The 20,502-nt window shown below is 73.7% G+C and carries 7 protein-coding genes; 4 read left to right on the plus strand and 3 right to left on the minus strand.

Going from position 1 to position 20,502, the window contains the following annotated elements; genetic code table 11:
* Window positions 1–197 precede the first annotated feature (197 nt).
* A complete protein-coding gene (locus tag FHX78_RS34920) occupies window positions 198–1,205 on the plus strand; it encodes a DNA polymerase Y family protein (RefSeq protein WP_145871384.1) in 1,008 nt (335 codons plus the stop codon).
* A gap of 106 nt (window positions 1,206–1,311) precedes the next feature.
* A complete protein-coding gene (locus FHX78_RS34925; RefSeq protein ID WP_145871387.1) occupies window positions 1,312–1,536 on the plus strand; it encodes a hypothetical protein in 225 nt (74 codons plus the stop codon).
* Between the two features lie 147 nt (window positions 1,537–1,683).
* On the opposite strand, the gene FHX78_RS34930 is transcribed toward FHX78_RS34925, so the two are convergent.
* Complete coding sequence (locus tag FHX78_RS34930; protein WP_145871389.1) at window positions 1,684–2,271, minus strand: TetR/AcrR family transcriptional regulator; 588 nt, start codon at window positions 2,269–2,271, stop codon at window positions 1,684–1,686.
* 218 nt (window positions 2,272–2,489) lie between these two features.
* Between FHX78_RS34930 and FHX78_RS34935 the strand changes: the two genes are divergently transcribed.
* Entirely contained in the window at window positions 2,490–3,056 is a 567-nt protein-coding gene (locus tag FHX78_RS34935) for a hypothetical protein (protein WP_145871391.1), read from the plus strand.
* Between the two features lie 155 nt (window positions 3,057–3,211).
* Here FHX78_RS34935 and FHX78_RS34940 read toward each other — a convergent pair whose 3' ends face one another.
* A complete protein-coding gene (locus tag FHX78_RS34940) occupies window positions 3,212–3,592 on the minus strand; it encodes an antibiotic biosynthesis monooxygenase family protein (protein ID WP_145871393.1) in 381 nt (126 codons plus the stop codon).
* Between the two features lie 516 nt (window positions 3,593–4,108).
* Between FHX78_RS34940 and FHX78_RS34945 the strand changes: the two genes are divergently transcribed.
* Window positions 4,109–5,401, plus strand: a complete 1,293-nt coding sequence (locus FHX78_RS34945; protein WP_167531931.1) for a PucR family transcriptional regulator — start codon at window positions 4,109–4,111, stop codon at window positions 5,399–5,401.
* Window positions 5,402–5,485: 84 nt separating this feature from the next.
* Here FHX78_RS34945 and FHX78_RS37230 read toward each other — a convergent pair whose 3' ends face one another.
* Window positions 5,486–19,900 (minus strand): type I polyketide synthase, encoded by a 14,415-nt coding sequence (locus FHX78_RS37230; RefSeq protein ID WP_189908724.1) that lies wholly within the window; start codon window positions 19,898–19,900, stop codon window positions 5,486–5,488.
* Between the last annotated feature and the right edge of the window lie 602 nt (window positions 19,901–20,502).

Raw genomic sequence — 20,502 nt, forward strand, 5'->3', positions numbered from 1 at the left:
CTGCGGACCGGAAGCGGCCCTGTGCCCCAGGGCGAGCGCTTCCGGCCCGCAGCGCCCGGCGGGCGGTGGGCGCTGCCAGACCCATGGCCGGCCCGTCGAGCACGGCGGCACCGTTCGACGCGATCCACCGCCCGGACGCTCGCCCACTCGCGTGTTCGATTTAGTGTTCGATATCGTGAGGGTGGGAGGTGGCTGTGATGACCGCAAAGCGAGGACCGGCGCGCGAGGTGCCGACGGTGATGCATGTGCGCTGTCCGGACCGGCTGCCGGAGGAGATCTACCGGCAGGTCCTGGAACAGCTGGCGGACCTGTCGCCGGTGGTGCAGGCGCTGCCTCCGTCGGCGGCACTGGTGGAGCTGAAGGGCGCCCTGCGCTACCACGGTCCGGACACCCGGCGGCTGGGCGAGACGCTGAGGGTCCGCACGATCTCCCGCCTCGGCGTCGACGTCCGCGTCGGCATCGGCCCGACCGTCACCGTGGCGGCCACCGCTTCCGCCCAGGTCCCGGAACCGGGAGGCGTCCTCGTCGTCACCCCCGCCCAGGCCGCCGACTGGCTCGCCGCCCTGCCCGTCCAGGCACTGCACGGCATCGGCCCGCGCCAGGCAGAGGCCCTGCACGACTACGGCATCCACACCGTCGGCCTGCTCGCCGCCGTCCCGCCGGCGACGGTGCAGCGCCTGCTGGGCGGCACGGCCGGCCGGGTGGCCGGTGAGCGGGCCCGCGGCATCGACCCGCGCCCCGTCGTTCCCCGCTCGCTGCCGCCCTCCGCGGCCGTACGCCGGACCTTCGACCAGCACGCCCTGGACGGCGCCACGGTCCGCGCCGCCCTTCTCGACCTGGTCGTCCAGCTGGGGCGGCTGCTGCGCCGCCGCGGTCAGGCCGCCCGCGCCCTGACCCTCACCCTGCGCTTCGCGGGCGGGACCGGTTGGGAGAAGTCCCGCCGCCTCGTGGAACCGTCCGCACACGACGAGGACCTGCGGACCCTCGCCTACCAGCTGATGGACGCGGCGGGCCTGCAACGAGGCCGCCTCACCGGGCTCGCGCTCCGGGGCGAGGACCTCGTCGACGCCGACCGGGTCGCCCAGCAGATCAGCCTGGACACCGCCCGCGAGGCACGTCTGGTCGCCGAAGCGGCCGTGGACCGCATCCGCGACAAGTTCGGCCCCGGAGTCATCGGCCCCGCCGCCACCCGCCACGCGTCCTGAGCATCGCCCGCTGCACCCTGCCGGGCCCGGGCGCCTCACTCAAGCCGCGTTCACGGCTTCCCGCGTACTGGGTACGGCGGGGCGGCAGTGCCCATACGATGATCGCATGACCGCCCGCCGCACCCTCGGCTCCGGCCCCGACAGCTCCGCGCCCATCGGCGCGGCCCAGGCCGATCTGCTGGACGACCTCCCCGGTATCCGGCTGCCCGACCTGGCCGAACTGCGCGCCAGGGGAGTCCTCGCAACCCACAGCGCCAGGCCCCCGGCCGCCCGCCGGGTGCTCGGTTCGGGCGGCCACCCGGACACCCGGCCCGGCGACACCCCCGCCTGACGTTCCGGGGGTGTCGTACTCACCCAGGGCCTGAGCCCGCGCGGAAGGTCATCCGTCAGCGCCGCGCTCACCGCACTGAGCGCCCACGCCGAGATGCCGCGGAGGCGTGAGCACTGCCTCCGACGCTCGATCCGTTGCCGAGGCGGCTCAGGCGGCGGTGCGTGTCCGAAGGACTCCTTCGATGCCCTGGAGCAGGGTTTCGCAGACCAGTTGAGGGTCGAAGAGGCAGCCGGCCGCCATGGCGCCGTCCCGGAGCATGACGACGAGCCGGGCTGCCTCGTCGGCGGGGGAGCAGCCGGTCCGTGCCATCAACTCCGTGACGGTGTCGAGGAACCATTGCCGGTGGGCCAGTACGGCTTGATGGACGGGGTGGGCCGGATCGGGGTATTCGGCCACCGCGTTGAGGAAGGCGCAGCCGCGGAATCCCGGGGATTGGATGCCTTCGGCGATGGACCGTCCGACGGCCCTGACCTTGTCGACCGGTGACTCGGCGCTTCCCTGGGCGGCCGTGATCTGTGCCCGGATTCCCCGGTCGGCCAGGTCGAGGTAGGCGAGGATGAGTTCCTCCTTGCCCGAGAAGTGCCGGTAGAGGGTCGCACGGGTCACCTGCGCCTCCGCGATGATCCGGTCGACGCCGACGGAGTGGATCCCTTCCGTGTAGAAGATCCTCGTCGCCGTACTGAGCAGCCTGGCCCGCGCCTCGGACGTGCTGCCGTTTCCTGTGCCCCGACTCATGGACCCGAGGGTACCAAAGGCGTGAGGGAGAACGTTCGGTCTTGACAGTGACCGCGGCCGCCCTCTTGGATACTCACGAAGAGACCGAACGTTCTCCCTCGGTCGTCACCGTTCCTCAAGGCCGGCGGTGTCCTCCTCACCACCGCCGACGGCACGTCACCGACATCCACGCACGGCTACGTCACTCCCTCCGCGCACGGTTACTGGAAGGCACCCTCATGGACACCGCCCTCATCGACCCGACGACCCCCACCAGCGTTCCCGCCGCCCTGCGGAAGCTCTACCTCACGCGTTTCGCGTTCGCCGCCGTATGGGCCCTGCTGCTGTTCGCGACCGCCGACACACTCGGCCGGTTGAGCGTGGCGCTCCTGGTGATCTATCCCCTGTTCGACGTGGCCTGCGCCGTCGTCGACGTCCGGTCCGCCAAGGCGAACGACGGCCCGGTGCGCCACCTGTACCTGAACATCGCGCTCAGCGCGCTCACGGGCGTCGGCCTCGCCGTCGCCGCCACCTCCGGCATCCCGGCGGTCCTGAGGGTCTGGGGCGTCTGGGCCGTCACCGCGGGCCTCGTCCAGCTCGTCGTCGGTGTCGTCCGACGCGGGCTGGGGGGACAGTGGGCGATGATCGCCAGCGGTGCCATCTCCACCGTCGCCGGCGCGTCCTTCTTCGCCCAAGCGGGCAAGGACGACGCGTCCCTGGTCAACCTGGCCGGCTACGCCTTCCTCGGCGGCGTCTTCTTCCTCGTCTCCGCTCTCCGCCTGAGGCGCGCCGACAGGACCATGTGATCCGGCTCCGCTCAAGCTCCCCGCGTCCCACGGGAGTTCTCCGGCGCCGACCGCCCCCGCCCAGGGCTCCCCGTAGCGCGAGGCCAAGCAGCCGCGCTGCGGGGAGCCCTTGTGGCCGAGGGGCGAGGTCGTGCACGGGCCCGCCGCTCCGTCGGTCAGCCTGTCGTCGGGTCCTGCGGACCCTCCCCTCGCACGAACCCATGACTCCGCTCCACTTTCGCCACGTGCAGCGTGTAGCTCTGATACCACTCGGCCCGCCCGCGCTTCTGCGCCGCGCGGTGCTCGGCGTTGGACCGCCACTCCGCCAGGGCGTCGGCGTCGCGGAAGTACCCGACGGTGATACCGAGCCCCCCGGGAGTCTGCGCGTGGTCCATCCCCAGGTACCCGGGGACGTCCTTCACCAGGTCCTCCATGCGGGCGTTCGTCTCGCTGTAGCCGCCCTGCTCCTGGCTGCGCACCGTGGTGAAAACCGCTACGTAGTACGGAGGTTCATAGGCCCCGACGGGAGTGACAGGTGCTTCTGCGTGATCGCTCATGGCGTCACTGTAGGGCGGGAGGTGCCCGACGACTCGTCGCCTTTCCTGAACGGATACCTCGGGACGCCGACTCCTGACCAAGGCGTCCGAGCCGGCGTCCTCGGGCCGCTTCACGGTTGGCCCGGCCTCCCGTTCCTCTGGTCAGCGCAGGGCGATGCCGTTCGGCCGAGGATGTCGTCCCGCGCCGGCGGCGTCGTCGGCAGGCGGCTGTAGCCGATCCGCCGGCCGACGGCCCGTGTCGAGATGGGCGGCCGCCGGGTCCGGGACCGGAACGGGAAGCGCGACCGGGGCGGGGTGCACGGGACCGGCTCACTGAGGAGCCGAACAGCGTGACCCCGTCCGGCTTCTGACGGTGGTGCTCACCGGCCCGCCGTGAACGGTCGCCCCCGCCGGCCGCCCCGGGCGCTCACAGCATCCCCGCAAGCATTCCGCATAGTTGCAGACGCAACAAGATTCACTTCAATGTTACGTTCTCACCAGCCGGTCCGTATACACACGGTAGTAGGTTGCATACACATGAGCACCACCTCGCCCGACAGCCGCCGCGTCACCGCCTTCGCCGATTGGATCGACAGAAGTCCGGAAGAAGTCGCTGACATGGTGTTCAGAGCCTGCGTCGCGGCCGTCCCCTCCTTCGTCACCAACGGCCCCGAGGTCGAGCGTGCGTTCCGTACGACGTGCTCAGCGTTCCTGCCGTTCGTCAGCAAGGCCGTTGCCACGGGCGAAATCACCCACGGAGCCGCGCTTCCCCCGGAGGCGGAACATCTGACGCGCCGGCTTCCCGCGGCGGGGATCAAGCTCGTCGATCTCGTCCTCACCTACGACGTGGCCGGCAACGAACTGCTCGACGCCTTCGGCAAGGAACTGCGCGCCGGCTCCTGCCGGCCGGAGGGCGACCGCGCCGACACGCTGTCGGTGGTGATGGGCCGGCTGTTCCGGTTCCGTCAGGCCGCGCTGTCCCAGGCGATGGCGGTCTACCGCCAGGAACAGGAAGTGCTGCGGCGCTGCGAGACCCCCGACGTACGGGAAGCCGTCCGGCAGACGCTGACCGGCGAGCTGGGCGACGCCGAGGCGGAACAGCGACTGGGCTACCGGATGAACACCCGGCACGTCGGATTCGTGGTGTGGGGCCACGAAGCCACCGAAGCCGCTCTCAGGCAGGTCGCGGCGCGGTTGTGTGCCTCACTGCGTGCGGGAGCGGACCTGATCGTGCCGTCGGACGGACACGCTCTGCACGGGTGGCTCAGCGTCCCGGAGAACGCCCCCGGTGTGGACGTACTGCGGGCCCGCCTGTCCGTGCCCGAGGGCATCCGCATCAGTCTGGGCATGCCCCACTACGGCAGCGACGGCTTCCGGATCACCCATCGTGAGGCGCTGGAGACCCAGTCCCTCGCCGATCGGGCCATGCCGCAGCCCGCGCGTCCCGACGCCCCGGCCGAAGCCAGAAGTATCGTTTCTTTCTGCGACGTCGTCGCGCTGGTCTTCGCCAGCCGCGACGTGGAACTCGCTTCGCACTTCGTCCGCTGCCAGCTCGGCGGCCTCGTCGAGCCGCGCCACTCGGTCCTGCGCGAGACGCTGCGTGTCTGGTTCGAGGAACTCGGCAGCCCGACCCGGGCCGCCCGACGCCTCAATGTTCACGTCAACACCCTCGTCAAGCGCCTCAACCGGGTGTCGGAGATCGTGGCCCGGCCCCTGGACGCCGGTGACTTCGCCTTCCGCTTCGCCTTCGAGCTGTCCAGGACCCACCACGCGAACGGTGTGAGCGAGCCCCATGCGAGGGGCCACCGAGGCACCGGCCCCGGCCGGTGACGCGGAACTCCTGGCGGGAGCAACCGCGTCACCGGCCGGGGCGCCGGCCGTACGGGGCCGGCACGTGCCGTCCGATCGCGTCGCTCACCTGCCCGGGCGTCGCGCCCTCAGCAGGGAGGCGATGTCGTCGTCCACGGTGAGGTACTGGCCGGACAGCGGATCGGCTTCACCGGCGGCCAGGCGGACGAGCATCCGCGCCGAACGACCGGGGTCGACGAGCCGCCGGCTCTCGCGCTGGGCCAGCAGCCATGCCCTGACCTCGTCGCTCCACCGCTCCCCGGTCACCCCGCCCTCGATCTGCCGCTGGGTGATGCCGAGGTCGACCAGACCGGGGTGGTAACTGAACACCGACACTCCCGTCCCCTCCAGTTCGGGCGCGAGGTTCTCACCCAGCTTGATCAACGCGGCCTTCGACACGGAGTACCCGGAGACGAGGGGCCACCGGTGCTTCCCCGCCGAGCTGACGATGTTGACGACACGGCCACCGCGCCGCTCGATCATGCCCGGCAGGACGGCACGGCACGCGCGGGTGCTGCCGCGGAGGTTGACCTCCATGGCGTGCCACCACGCGTCGTCGTCCGTCTCCCACAGGGGACCTGCCGGGCCGGTCACTCCCGCGTTGTTCACCAGGACGTCGACCGCGTCGAACCGTTCACCGACCGCCGCCAGCAGCCGCGGCATCGCGTCGCGGTCACCCAGATCCGACGGCAGCGCCAGGACGTCGGCCTGCCGCTCCCGCAGCTCGTGCGCGAGGCGGTCGAGCGTGCCCGCGTCCCGCCCGGTGACCACGAGGTTCGCCCCGGCCTCCGCCATCGCCGTCGCGAAGAGCTGCCCCAGCGCTCCGGTGGCCCCCGTCAGCAGGACGGTCCGTCCCCTCAGGGGGAGCACCGGCTCGGGCACCGCGGGTGCCTCGTGCACGCGCTCGACGACGCCCACCGCAGGCCGCGGCGTCTCGGCCGGCACGGTGATCTGCGTGTGCAGGTACCGTGCCAGGGCGTCCGCCGTGGGGTGGTCGAAGACCACGGTGGCCGCGAGGGGCTGTCCCATCAGCTTCTCGACCCGGTTCCTGAGTTCGAGAGCGGTCAGCGAGTCGAACCCGATCTCGAAGAAGTTGCGGTCCGCCTCGACGTCCTCCGTGGTGGTGAACCCGAGGACCGCCGCGACCTCCTCCGCCACCGCCGACTCCAGCAGCTTCGCCCGCCCGTCCTCGTCCAGCGGGGCCAGCAACTCCCCGAGCGGCCTCACGGCTTCCGCGCGGCCCGACGGCCTCGCCGCGTCCGCCGTCTGACGCACATGGTCGCGCAGCAGCGGCGTGAGGGGCGACGCCTCGGTGTCCGACAGGTTCCGGGTGTCCAGCCGCAGCGGCAGCAGGACCGGGTTGTCCGCTTCCAGCGCCGTGTCGAAGGCCGTCAGCGCGTCGGCGGTGGCGAGGGGAGCGATGCCCAGCCGGGCGAGCCGGCGCAGGTCGCCGCTGTCGAGATGGCCGCTCAGTTCGCTGCGGTCCTCCCACAGCCCCCACGCCAGGGACAGTCCCGCGTGTCCCGCCGCACGGCGCCGCTGCACGATGGCGTCGACACACGCGTTGCTCGCCGCGTAGTTCGCCTGCCCGGCGCTGCCCCACCAGCCCGCGGCCGACGAGCACACCACGAACCACTCCAGCGGGAGATGCCGGGTCAGCTCGTCGAGATGGTGCACGGCGTCCACCTTCGACGGCAGCAGGTGCTCCAGCCCCTCCCACACCAGCTGGCGGAAGGTGCCGTCCCGCGTCGTGCCGGCCGCGTGGACGACACCGCGCAGCGGACGGTCCGCCGGTACGGCCGACAGGACGCTCGCCAGCCGGTCGCGGTCGCCGACGTCACCCGCCTCGACCGACACCGTGGCACCGAGGCCACGCAGTTCGTCCGCCAGCCCCGCCATGCCGGGAGCCCGCTCGCCGCGCCGGCTGAGCAGGACGACGTGTCCCACACCATGTGCGCGGACCGCGTGCCGCGCGAGCGCCGAACCCACCACGCCACCCGCTCCCGTCACCAGCAAGGAAGCGGTCGCCCAGTCGGTGCCGGGGTCCGCCGCGCGGGCGCCGGCCGTCGCCTGTCCGGGAGCGTCCGCCGCCGCCGTGACCAGCCGGGGAACGTACGCCTCGCCGGCCCGGAGAGCGATCTGCGGCTCGTCGTCCGCCAGGAGTGCCGCCAGCCCGTCGGCCGACGCGGGGTCCGCGTCGACATCGGCCAGCAGCAGCCGCCCCGGGTGCTCGGTCTGCGCCGTGCGGAGCATGCCCCACACCGCGGCCTGCGCGGGGTCGGCGCCCCCTGACTGCCCGTCCGTCATGACCGCGTCCCGCGTGACGACGACCAGACGCTCCCGCGGATCCCGCTCCTCGGCCAGCCACGCCTGCGTCTCCGTCAGGACGGCGGCCAGCGCGGCGCGTACACGGGCGGGGACCGGCGCGTCACCGTCGAGGCACCTCAGGACGCGCACGTCCCCGCCGTCCCGCGCCACGCGGGCGGCGACCGTGTCCGCCTCGGCGTCCCCGGCCAGCACGAGGTACCGGTGCGCCGGACCGTCGGCCGTCCGCGGCGCCGCCGGGACCGGCACCCACCTGACTTCGTGGAGGAACTGCTGGGACGTGCTCCGCAGGGCCCCGAGTTCGTCCGGCCCCATCACCCGCAGGGTCAGGCCCTCGGCCGTCATCACCGGATTGCCGTCCGGGTCCCATGCGGTGAACGCCACGGTGTGGTCACCGGTGCGCACGAGCCTGACGCGCAGGCGTGCGGCGCCGTGCCGGTGGATCTCCACACCCGTCCAGGAGAACGGCAGCCGCAGTCCCGCGGCGTCCGGCAGCACTCCCGGCACCGCCAGCGGATGGAGGGCCGCGTCGAGCAGGGCCGGGTGCAGCAGATAGGTGTGCGCTTCCTGCCTCACGTCCTCCGGCAGTTCGACCTCGGCGAAGACCTCCCCGTCACCGCCCAGGACGGCGCCGGCGCCCCGGAAGGCGGGTCCGTAGCGCAGGCCCTGCCATGCGAGGTCGGCGTACGCCCCCTCCAGGTCGAGGGGCTCCGTTCCACCGGGCGGCCAGGCCGGCATCGCGCCCGCCTCCGGAGTCGTCCCGTTCTCCTGCGCCGTGAGCCGGGCCGTCGCGTTGTCGGTCCACGGCACGTCGTCCCCGGCCGCGGCGGGCCGGGAGTGCACGCTCACGTCATGCGGCCCCTGACCGTCGGACGGCGACACGAACAGCTGGACGTCCAGGTCGTCGTCCGGGGGAATCACCATCGGCGCGCGCAGGACCAGTTCGGCGACGCGCGGCGCCCCGGCCCGCTGACCTGCCACGGCCAGCATCTCCAGGATCGCGGTGCTCGGCGCGACGACGGCATCGCCCACCTGGTGGTCCGGCAGCCATGCGGCGCCCGCGGTGGACAGCCGGCCGGTCAGGGCCACTGCCCCGCCCGCGAGGTGGATCGCCGAGCCCAGTACCGGATGTCCCAGCTCACCGGGCAGGTCCGCGGCGCGGCGGGCGGCGGGGGCGGGGGAGGGGTCGAGCCAGTACCGCTCGCGCTGGAAGGCGTAGGTGGGCAGTTGCAGCGGCGGCTGGGCCTTCCCCGCCTCACCGAGCACCTCACCCCACTGCACGGGGGCGCCCTGCACGAACAGCCGGGCCACCGCCTCGAGCAGCGCCCTGTCCTCGGGGCGGTCCTTGCGCAGCGCGGGGACCAGCGTGGCCGCGGACGGCTCCCGCAGGCACCCGGCGGCCAGGGCGGACAGCGTGCCGTCCGGCCCCAGCTCCACGAGCGTCCGCACCCCCCGCTCCTCCAGCGCGCGCACGCCGTCGTGGAACCTGACGGGCTCACGCACGTGCGTCACCCAGTACTCGGCCGAGGTGAAATCACCGGGCCCGGCCTGCGCGCCGGTGAGGGTGGAGACCAGCGGGATCCCCGGCACGCCGAAGTCCATCCGGGCCACGACGGCGCGGAACGCGTCGAGCATGGGCTCCATGAGCGGCGAGTGGAACGCGTGGCTCACACGCAGCGCCCGGGTCCTGCGGCCGCGCCGCTCCAGTTCCTCGACGATGTCCGCGACCTGCCCGCTGTCGCCCGACACGACCGTGGAGGCGGGCCCGTTGACCGCCGCGACACCGACGGCGTCATGACCCGCCAGCAGGGCCCCGACCTCGTCCTCCGGAGCCCGGACCGCGACCATGGCGCCGCCGTCGGGCAGTTGTTGCATCAGACGGCCGCGCGCCGTGACCAGTTCGGCGGCGTCCGGCAGCGACAGCACGCCGGCCACGTGCGCCGCCGCGATCTCGCCGACGGAGTGGCCGGCCAGGTACGCCGGACGCACCCCCCACGAGGTGATCAACCGGAAGAGGGCGACCTGAAGGGCGAACAGACACGGCTGCGCGTACTCGGTGCGGTGCAACAGCGCGGCCGCCTCGGCGTCGTCGGCGTCCGCGAACACGACGTCCGACAGCCGGCGGTCCAGGTGGACCTCCAGGGCCGCGCTCACCGCGTCGAACGCCTCGGCGTACGCGGGGAACGCCCGGTACAGCTCGCGGCCCATCGCCGGCCGCTGACTTCCCTGACCGGAGAACAGGAACGCGGTCTTCCCCGCCTCCCGGGTGTCGTCCGGGAGAACGGCGTGGGGATGCCGGTCCCCGCGCGCGGCGGCGGACAGCCCGCCGACGAGCTCCTCGTGACCGGCGCCGAGCACGACCGCGCGGTGCCTGAAGACCGCGCGTCCCGACGCCAGCGTCGCGGCGACCGCGTGGTCGTCCGCCTCGGTCCGCCCGTCGGCGAAGTCGAGCAGACGGGAAGCCTGGGCCGCGAGGGCGTCGCGCGTCGTCCCGCTGAGCACCCACGGGAGCACACCCGTCGCCCGCTCCTTCGGTACGGGGTCCACGGGGGCGGTGTCCGCCGGATGCTCCAGGATCACGTGGGCGTTGGTTCCGCTGATGCCGAAGGAGGAGACGGCCGCCCGCCGCGGACCGTGCTCCGCCGGCCACGTCCGCTCCTCGGTCAGCAGCCGGACCGCCCCGGAGCTCCAGTCGACGTGCGGCGTGGGCTCGCCCACGTGCAGCGTGCGCGGCATGACACCGTGCCGCATCGCCATGACCGTCTTGATGATGCCGCCCACCCCGGCGGCCGCCTGGCTGTGCCCGATGTTGGACTTCAGCGTGCCCAGCCACAGGGGCCGTTCGCGGTCGCGTCCGTACGTCGACAGCAGCGCCTGCGCCTCGATCGGGTCGCCCAGGGCGGTGCCCGTGCCGTGCGCCTCGACCACGTCGATGTCCTCGGGGGACAGGGCCGCGTCGGCGAGGGCCCGCCGGATGACGCGCTGCTGCGCGGCACCGCTCGGGGCGGTCAGTCCGTTGGAGGAACCGTCCTGGTTCACCGCGGAGCCCCGCACGACGGCCATGATCCGGTGGCCGTTGCGGCGGGCCTCCGACAGCCTCTCGACGACGAGCACCCCCACGCCCTCGGCCCATCCGGTGCCGTTCGCGTCGCTCGAGAAGGCCTTGCAGCGCCCGTCCGGGGCCAGTGCCCGCTGCCGGCTGAAGTCGATGAACGTGCTGGGCACGGCCATCACGGTCACCCCGCCCACGAGGGCCAGCGAGCACTCCTCGCGCCGCAGTGCCTGACTCGCCAGGTGCAGGGCGACCAGAGAGGACGAGCACGCGGTGTCCACCGTCACCGCCGGCCCCTCGAACCCCATGACGTACGAGACCCGGCCCGACGCCACGCTGCCCAGGCTGCCGTTGATCAGATAGCCCTCCATGCCGTCCGGGGTCTCATGGAGGCGGGAGCCGTAGTCGTGGTACATGATGCCGGCGAACACGCCGGTCGGTGAGCCCTTGAGCGTCTGCGGATTGATGCCCGCGTGCTCCAGCGCCTCCCAGGACGTCTCCAGCAGCAGCCGCTGCTGGGGGTCGGTGGCGAGCGCCTCGCGCGGGGAGACACCGAAGAACTTGGCGTCGAACAGCGCGGCGTCGTGCAGGAAGCCACCGGTCCGCGCGTGGCTGGTGCCCGGCAGGTCCGGATCGTCGGCGAACAGCGTCTCGAAGTCCCAGCCGCGGTCCGTGGGGAACGGCGTCACGCCGTCGGAGCCGCTCGCCACCAGGTCCCACAGGTCGTCGGGGGACTCGACGCCTCCGGGGTAGTGGCACGCCATGCCCACGATGACGATCGGATCGTCCTCCTCGGCCGTGGCGGTCTCGGCCCGCGGCACCCGGGCCGCGGCCGGTTCCTCCGGTTCCTCCTCTCCACCGAGGGTCCGCACGAGGTGGTCGGCCAGCGACGGAAGCGTCGGGTGGTCGAACAGGAGGGTGGGCGGCAGCCGGAGCCCCGTGGCGGTGTTCAGGTGCTCGCGCAGTTCGAGCGCCATCAGCGAGTCCACGCCCAGCTCCGAGAACGCCGCGTCCAGCTGGTCCTCACGCAGGTCCCGCCGTCCGAGGACGGTGGCGGTGCAGCTGCGGACGAGGTCCGCCAGGGCCTGACGCCGCTGCTCTCCCGGGGCGGGCTGTGCCGTCGGCGAAGGACCGGCGGGGGCGGCCACGGGGCGCGTCGGCTGCGCCTGTGCCGTCTGCGTACGGGCCGGGACGCGCGCGCCGGCGGCAAGCGGCGCGAGGAAGGGCGGAAGGGAGCCCGGGACGGCACCCGGAAGGCCGGCCGCGCCCAGCCGGACCGGCGCGAGGACCGGTTCCCGCCGCGCCAGCGCACGGTCGAAGGCCCGCAGCGCGTCCGCCGTGGACAGCGGCTCGATGCCCACGCGTGCCATCCTGCGGATGTCCACGTCGCTCAGGTGCCCGGAGAGTTCGCTCCGCTCCTCCCACAGCCCCCAGGCGAGCGACAGCGCGGGGTGGCCGGAGCGGTGCCGGTTCTCGATCAGCGCGTCCACGCACGCGTTCGCCGCCGCGTAGTTCGCCTGGCCGGCGGTTCCCCACCAGCCGGCCACGGACGAGCACGTCACGAACCAGTCAAGCTCCAGGTCGCGGGTGGCCGCGTCGAGCACGTGCACCGCGTCCACCTTGGCGTCGAGGACGGCGTTCAGCCGCTCGACGGTCAGCGAGTCGAAGATGGTGTCCGCCAGCGTCCCCGCGGCGTGGATGACACCCCGCAACGGGTGCGTGGCGGGAAGGTCCGCCAGGACCGCGGCGACCTGCTCGGGGTCGGCCGCGTCGCAGGCGGCGACGGTGACCGTGGCCCCCATCTCCCGGATGTCGTCGGCGAGTTCGGTCACACCCGGCCCCGCCGCGCCGCGCCGGCTCACGAGGACCACATGGCCAATCCCCCGGGTGGCCACGACATGACGGGTGAGTGCCGAGCCCACCACGCCTCCCGCGCCGGTCACCAGCACCGAGGCGTTCGCCCGCCCGGGTCCGGTCTCACCGCGCGGGGCTTCGGCCGGTGTCCCGACGTGCTCCAGCAGCGGAACGAGAAGCTCGCCGCCGCGCACCGCGAGCTGCGGTGCCGCGGCGCCCACCGCCGAGGAGAGCCCCTCGGGCACGTCCCGCGTCCCGTCCACGTCGATGAGCCGCACCAGCCCGGGGTGCTCGGTCTGCACCGTCCGGACCAGGCCCCAGACGGCCGCGTGCAGCGGATCGACCGCCGCGTCGGTACCGGCCGAGGACGCCTGCCGGGTGATCACCACCAGACGCTCGTCCTCGGGCCGCGGCCCGGCGAGCCACGACTGGATCCGCTCCAGCACGGCGGCCAGCCCGGCACGCACCCGCTCCGGTTCCGCGCCCGCGAAACCGCCGACACGGTCGGCCACGGCGGCGGTGCCGGCCAGGTGGCCGAGCACCGCCTCGGCGACGGGACCGTCGCCGACCACCAGGCACCGTTGCGCCGACGGAGCCCGCTCACCGCTCGCGGCAGCCGCCCCGAGAGGTCCCCACACCATCCGGTACAGCGGCTCCTGCCGGCCGGCCGACACCGCCGACCGCAGCTTCTCCGCCGGCACCGGCCGCAGTACCACGCCGGCCTCGGCCACGGGAGCGCCCTGCGGGTCCCAGGCCGTCAGGTGAACCGTGTCGGAGCCTTCCCTCCGCATCCGCACCCGCAGGGCCGGGGCCCCGTGGGCGTGGTGGCGTACGGCGGACCAGGAGAACGGCAGCCGCGCGCCCTGCGCGTCGGGCAGCAGCTCGCCGGCGGCGAGCGGGTGCAGCACCGCGTCCAGCAGGGCGGGGTGCAGCAGGTAGGCGTCGCACCGCGCCGCACCGGCGTCCGGCAGCCGCACCTCGGCGAACAGCTCGTCGTCGGCGCGCCACACCGCCCGGACACCGCGGAAGGCCGGACCGTACGCGAGGCCGCGCGCCGCCAGTTCGTCGTAGTGGTGCGCGACGTCCAGCGCCTCGGCGCCGGCCGGGGGCCACGCGGTCAGGGGCTCCGCGCCGGCGGGCTCGGCGGCCGGTTCCCCGCCCAGTGTGCCCGTGGCGTGCGTGGTCCACTCGTCGCTGCCGTCGCACCGGGCGAGCAGGCGGAGCGCGGAGACACCGGGGGTGTCCGTCGGCTCGACGCGCACCTGGACGTCGGCCGCCCCGCCGTCGGGGACGACCAGCGGAGTGTGCAGGAGCAGTTCCGTGACCCCGCCGTGGCCGGTCTGTGCGGCGGCCCGCGCCGCCGTCTCCAGCAGCGCGGTACCGGGCACCACGACGGCGCCGCCCACCCGGTGGTCGGCGAGCCAGGGCAGGCGCCGGGTGCAGAACCGGCCGGTGAGCACCGTTTGGTCGTCCACCCGCACGGCCGCCGCCAGCAGCGGGTGTCCCACCGGGACCAGACCGGCGGACGCGAGGTCCGCCTCCCCGGCGGGCGTCTCCAGCCAGTACCGCTCGTGCTGGAACGCGTACGTCGGCAGTTCCACCACGCGGGCGCCCGTGCCCGCGAAGCAGGCGGCCCAGTCGATCTCCGTGCCCGACGCGTGCAGCTGCCCGACGGCGAGGGCCAGCGCCGTCCGCTCGGGCCTGTCCCCGCGGAGCACCGGCACGATCAGCTGGTCGGTGTCGTTCAGGCAGCCCTGTGCCATCACGCTGAGCACGCCGTCCGGGCCGAGCTCCAGGAAGCGGGTGACGCCCCGCTCCCTGAGGTGGCGGACGCCGTCGGCGAAGCGGACCGTGTCCCGCACGTGCGCGACCCAGTGCCCCGCGTCGCCCAGTTCCCGCGCGGACGCCTCGCGCCCGGTGAGGTTGGACACGAGGGGGATGGCCGGGGAGGCGTAGGTGAGGCTCTCCGCGACGGTGCGGAAACGTTCCAGCATGGGTTCCATCAGAGGCGAGTGGAAGGCGTGGCTCACCGCCAGCCTGCGCGTCCTGCGACCGCGCCGCGCCCACTCGGCGGCGAGCGCGAGGACCGCTTCCTCGTCGCCGGACAGAACGACCGACTCCGGACCGTTGACGGCCGCGACGCCGACCCGGTCGGTGAGGTGCGGAAGCAGCTCCTCCTCCCGGGCCTGCACGGCGACCATCGCTCCTGCCGCGGGCAGCGCCTGCATCAGACGGCCGCGCTCGGCCACCAGCAGCGCCGCGTCCGGCAGGGACAGCACCCCGGCCACGTGCGCGGCCGCCAGCTCCCCGACCGAGTGGCCGGTGACGTAGTCCGGCCGGACACCCCAGGCCTCCAGCAGCCGGTACAGCGCCACCTCGACGGCGAACAGCGCCGCCTGGGTGTGGACCGTACGGTCCAGCAGCTCCCGGTCCGTACCCCAGACCACCTCGCGCAGCGAACCGTCCAGATGGCGGTCCAGCTCGTCCACCACGGCGTCGAACGCGGCGGCGAACACCGGGTACGCGGCGTGCAGTTCCCGGCCCATGCCCAGGCGCTGGGCGCCCTGGCCGGTGAACATGAAGGCCAGTTCGCCGTCCGGCAGGACGTGTCCCTCACCCACACCCGGGGCCCCGCGGCCCTCCGCCAGGGCCTCCAGCCCGGACAGCAGCTCCTCGTGGTCGCGGCCGGCCACCACGGCGCGGTGCGGGAAGGCGGTACGCGCGGTGGCCAGCGAGTACGCCACGTCCGACGGCCGCAGTCCGGGCCGCGCCGCGACGAAGGCGCGCAACCGCTCGGCCTGGGCCGCCACGGCGGCCGGGGACTTCCCACTGATCACCCACGGAAGGGCCGCCCGCGCCGCCGGGGGCTGCGCATCGAGGCCGTCGGCCGGCTCGTCCGACGGCGCCTGCTCGACGATGACGTGGGCGTTCGTGCCGCTGATGCCGAAGGAGGAGACCGCGGCACGCCGGGCCCGCTCGACCTCGGGCCAGGGCTGCGCCCGGGTCAGCAGCGCGACGGCGCCCGCACTCCAGTCGACCTTCCGCGAGGGCTCCCGCACGTGCAGCGTCCGGGGCAGTACGCCGTGCCGCAGCGCCATGACCATCTTGATCACGCCCGCGACGCCCGCCGCCGCCTGGGTGTGACCGATGTTCGACTTCAGCGAACCCAGCCACAGGGGGTGCCCGGCGTCGCGTCCCTGCCCGTAGGTCTCCAGCAGCGCCTGCGCCTCGATCGGGTCGCCCAGCGCCGTACCGGTGCCGTGCGCCTCCACCGCGTCGACCTCGGCCGCCGACAGGCCGGCGCCGGCCAGCGCCTGCCGGATCACCCGCTGCTGCGAGGGACCGTTCGGCGCGGTCAGGCCGTTGGAGGCACCGTCCTGGTTGACCGCGGACCCGCGCAGCACCGCGAGGACGCGGTGACCGTTGCGCCGGGCGTCGGACAGCCTCTCCACCACCAGGACACCGACGCCCTCCGCCCATCCGGTGCCGTCGGCCGCCTCCGAGAACGCCTTGCAGCGGCCGTCCGCGGCGAGCGCCCGCTGACGGCCGAACTCGGTGAACATCCCGGGCGTGCTCATCACCGTCACGCCGGCGGCCAGCGCCAGGGAGCACTCGCCCTGACGCAGCGCCTGGGCGGCGAGGTGGAGTGCCACGAGGGACGACGAGCACGCCGTGTCCACCGTGAGGGCAGGGCCCTCCAGCCCGAGGCTGTACGCCACCCGGCCCGACACCACGCTGGACGCCAGGCCGGTCAGCAGATGTCCCGCGACGTGGTCCGGGCCTTCGTGCAGACGTGTCCCGTAGTCCCCCGCCATGGCCCCGGCGAAGACTCCCGTCCGGCTGCCCCGGAGGGTGTCCGGCACGATGCCGGCCGCCTCCAGCGCCTCCCACGACGCCTCCAGCAGCAGTCGCTGCTGGGGGTCCATGGCGAGCGCCTCGCGCGGCGAGATGCCGAAGAACTCGGCGTCGAACCCGGCCGCGTCGTACAGGAAGGCGCCCTTGCGGGGCCCTCCCTCTTCGGCCGGACTCCCGGCGAGGGGGTCCAGCACGTCCCAATGGCGGTCGTCGGGATAGTCGCCCAGGGCTTCTCCCTCGTCACGCACCAGCCGCCACAGGTCCTCCGGGGAGCGGACGCCCCCCGGGAAGCGGCAGCTCATGCCGACGATGACGACGGGGTCGTCCTCGGCCGGTGCCGCCGGGGCCCGTACGGCCTCGGCCACCGCCGCGGAAGCGCCGCCCGCACCGCGACGGGCCGCTATCTCACCGGCCAGGCGTTCGGGGGTGGGGTGGTCGAAGACGACGCCGGACGGCAGGGTGAGTTCGGTGGCGGCGTTGAGCCGGTTGCGCAGCTCCACGGCCATGACCGAGTCGAACCCCTGGGCCTTGAACGACCGGTCGACCAGGACGTCCGCCGGATCCGTGCGCAGGACCAGAGCGGCCTGCGCACGGACGAGTTCGAGCGCGGGGGCCCTCGTGTCGGTTTCCTGCCGCTCCGGCCCGGCGCCGTGCTGCCGCGGTGCGGCGGCGGCCGGGGCGGGTCCGGGGCGCGCGGGCCCGGCGGTGATCCAGTGCCGCCGCCGCTGGAACGCGTACGTCGGCAGCTCGTGCGCCGGCAACGGCTCGACGCCGGCGGGAAGGAACTCCGCCCAGCGCACGGGCGCGCCTCGCACGTACGTCTCCGCGAGGCAGGTGAGGAACCGCTCCGGCCCCCCGTCGTCGCGCCGCAGCGAGCCGGTCGTGAAGACGTCCGGTACGGCTGCCTCGTCGGCGATGTCGGCGACGGCCGCCGTCAGCACGGGGTGCGAACTGCACTCGACGAAGTTCGTGTGCCCCGCGGCCAGCAGCTCCCGGACCGCCGCGCTGAAGCGCACCGGTTCGCGCAGGTTGCGCACCCAGTACCCGGCGTCCAGGGTGGAACCGTCCAGCCAGGCGCACTCCACCGTCGACATCAGGGGCACCCGCCCGGCGACCGGCGCGATGCCGGCCAGGCCGCCGAGGAGTTCGTCCCGCAGGGAGTCCACCTGCGGGCTGTGCGAGGCGTAGTCCACGGCGATGCGCCGGACCTTGGTGCCGGCCCGCTCCCACTCGGCCTCGAGGAGCGCGAGAACCTCCGGATCGCCGGAGAGCACGGTCGACCTGGGGCCGTTGACCACGGCCACCGAGACGCCCGGGTGGGACCGGATCCGCGCGCGCACCTCGTCGGCCGGCAGGCCGACCGAGGTCATGGCTCCCTTGCCGGCCAGCCGGCCGGAGATCAGCCTGCTGCGCAGCACCACGACCTTCGCCGCGTCCTCCAGGGACAGCGCGCCGGCGACGACGGCGGCCGCGATCTCCCCCTGGGAGTGGCCGATCACGGCGTCGGGTGCCACGCCCGCCGCCTCCCACATGGCCGCGAGGGACACCATGACGGCCCAGGAGACGGGCTGGACGACGTCGACCCGCTCCAGTCCCTCCCCGCTGCGCAGCACATCGCGCAGCGACCAGTCCACATGGGCGCCGAGGGCCCGCTCGCAGCGGGCCACGCAGTCGGCGAACACGGGGGAGGAGGCCAGGAGTTCCCTGCCCATGCCCGCCCACTGGGCGCCCTGGCCGGGGAAGACGAAGACGTGGCGGGCGTCGCGCGAGGAGTCCGCGCGCCCCACGACGGCACCCGCCCCCGGGACACCGCGCGCCATCCGGTCGAGGTCCGCCAGCAGCGCGTCCCGGTCCGGTGCCAGGACGACGGCCCGGTGGTCGAAGAGCGTACGGGAGGAGAGCAACGGGGAGGCGACGGCGACGGGGTCGACGCCGGGCTGCCGCCGAAGGAACGCGTGGAGTCGCGCGGCCTGGCCGCGCACGGCCGCCGCGCTCGTGGCGCTGAGCACATAGGGCACCGGCGTCCCACCGGCGGCCGCCGGAGCGGCAGGCACCTCGGCCGGGGCGGGGGGCGTCGTCCGGGGCGCACCGGCCAGGACGACATGGCAGTTGGCCCCGCCCATGCCGAAGGAACTCACGCCGGCCAGCCGCTCGTGGGCCGGGTGGCCCCAGTCGGCGAGCTCCGTCTGGACGCGCAGCCCGAGTTCCGCGAAGGGGATGCGGGGATTCGGCCGCTCGAAGTTGAGGCTCGGCGGAAGCTGCCCGTACCGGATCGCCAGCACCGCCTTGAGCAGCCCGGTGATGCCCGCGGCGCCCTCCAGGTGGCCGACGTTCGTCTTGGCCGACCCCACGGCGAGCGGTGCGTCGTCCGCCCGCCCGGGGGCGGTGACCGCGCCCAGCGCGGCGGCCTCGATCGGGTCGCCGACCTTGGTGCCGGTGCCGTGCAGTTCGACGTACTGCACCCTGCTCGGCTCGACGCCCGCCCGCTCGTACGCGGTCCGCAGGACGGACTCCTGCGCCGTGGCGTCGGGGGTGGTGAGACCGTCGCTCGCCCCGTCGTTGTTCACCGCGCTGCCGCGGATCACGCAGTACACGGTGTCGCCGTCGGCCAGTGCCTTCCGCAGGGGCTTCAGGACGACCAGGCCGCCGCCCTCGCCCCTGACGTACCCATTGGCCCGCTCGTCGAAGGTGTGGCAGCGCCCGTCGGGCGACAGCCCGCCGAACTTGGCGGCGGCGGCGGTGCTGTCGGGCGCGACGTTCAGGTGCACGCCGCCGGCCAGCGCCAGTTCGGATTCGCCCGACCGCAGGCTCTCGCAGGCCAGGTGCACGGCGACGAGCGAGGAGGACTGGGCGGAGTCGACGACGAAGCTGGGGCCCCGCAGTCCCAGCGCGTAGGACACGCGGTTCGCGATCAGGCCACGGCTCAGGCCGGCCATGGTGTGGTGGTCGACGCCCTCCGGGCCCTGCTGCCCGGTGAGCGTCGCGTAGTCGGTGCCGATCGCGCCGGCGAACACGCCCACGGGCGCTCCGCGCAGCGTGCCGGGCACCACCCCGGCGTTCTCCAGGGCCTCCCAGCCGAGTTCGAGCATGAGCCGCTGCTGCGGGTCCATGGCGGCGGCCTCACGGGGGGAGATGCCGAAGAACTCCGCGTCGAAGTGGCCGACGTCCTCCAGGAAACCGCCCCGGTGCGAGGAAACGCCGTCCGGACGGCCGGAGTCGGCATCGCGGAGCGACGACGTGTCCCACCGCTCGTCGGGGGTCTCGGTGACAGCGGTCTCACCGGCGCTGAGCAGGCGCCAGAAAGCCGAGGGATCCTTCGCGCCGGGCAGGCGGCACGAGAGTCCGATGACCGCGATGTCATCGCTGGGGCCAAGGGGTTCCGGAGACGCGCTCATTGCACTGTTCCCATCTTGCGGCAGTGACGAAATGCTGGCGGGTCGGTGACCCGCGGTGTGGAGAAGCCCAGCGCGAAGGAGGGCACGAAAGGAGGTGCCCATTTCGTCGTGGGAAAAAGGGGACGGCGGGACGAAGGGACGGGTCCGCGTGTCGTTTTCCGTTCGTTCGCGGCGACGTCATCCAGGAACACGTCATCCAGGAAACGGACACGGACATCACGCGCACTGCCCCATTGCCGTGCCGTGAGAAGAACAGCGGATTCCGAGCGAGCAACGCATCACAGCGACGCATCACCCGAGAGGTGAGCTTCCCCCTTCAGGTGTCGTGCCGGCCGAACGGCTTTCCGGTGCGTGCGTGATCAACGTTAGGCATGCCGGCGATACGTCATCAAGGGGCTCTCCCTACACCGCTGGGTGGTGTCAGCCGCCCCCCTGCCTCGGTGTTGTGGAGGTTGCGTGGACGAGGCACCCGGCACTTCTCACGTCGTCCACGGCAGGACGACCGGCTGTCCCGGACAACTGGACAGACCGGCGGAGCCGTGTGAACAATGACCCGTCCCCGCGTCGCCGGACACTGTCGGCCACTCCCGAAACGCCGGCAA

It is taken from the genome of Streptomyces capillispiralis (assembly GCF_007829875.1).
GTDB classification, from domain to species: domain Bacteria; phylum Actinomycetota; class Actinomycetes; order Streptomycetales; family Streptomycetaceae; genus Streptomyces; species Streptomyces capillispiralis.

Excerpts from the sequence above, each read along its gene's own strand:
- FHX78_RS34925 (WP_145871387.1), top strand. The coding sequence starts at position 1,312 with ATGACCGCCCGCCGCACCCTCGGCTCCGGCCCCGACAGCTCCGCGCCC.
- FHX78_RS34935 (WP_145871391.1), top strand. The coding sequence starts at position 2,490 with ATGGACACCGCCCTCATCGACCCGACGACCCCCACCAGCGTTCCCGCC.
- FHX78_RS34920 (WP_145871384.1), top strand. The coding sequence starts at position 198 with ATGACCGCAAAGCGAGGACCGGCGCGCGAGGTGCCGACGGTGATGCAT.
- FHX78_RS34940 (WP_145871393.1), bottom strand. The coding sequence starts at position 3,592 with ATGAGCGATCACGCAGAAGCACCTGTCACTCCCGTCGGGGCCTATGAA.
- FHX78_RS34930 (WP_145871389.1), bottom strand. The coding sequence starts at position 2,271 with ATGAGTCGGGGCACAGGAAACGGCAGCACGTCCGAGGCGCGGGCCAGG.
- FHX78_RS37230 (WP_189908724.1), bottom strand. The coding sequence starts at position 19,900 with ATGAGCGCGTCTCCGGAACCCCTTGGCCCCAGCGATGACATCGCGGTC.
- FHX78_RS34945 (WP_167531931.1), top strand. The coding sequence starts at position 4,109 with ATGAGCACCACCTCGCCCGACAGCCGCCGCGTCACCGCCTTCGCCGAT.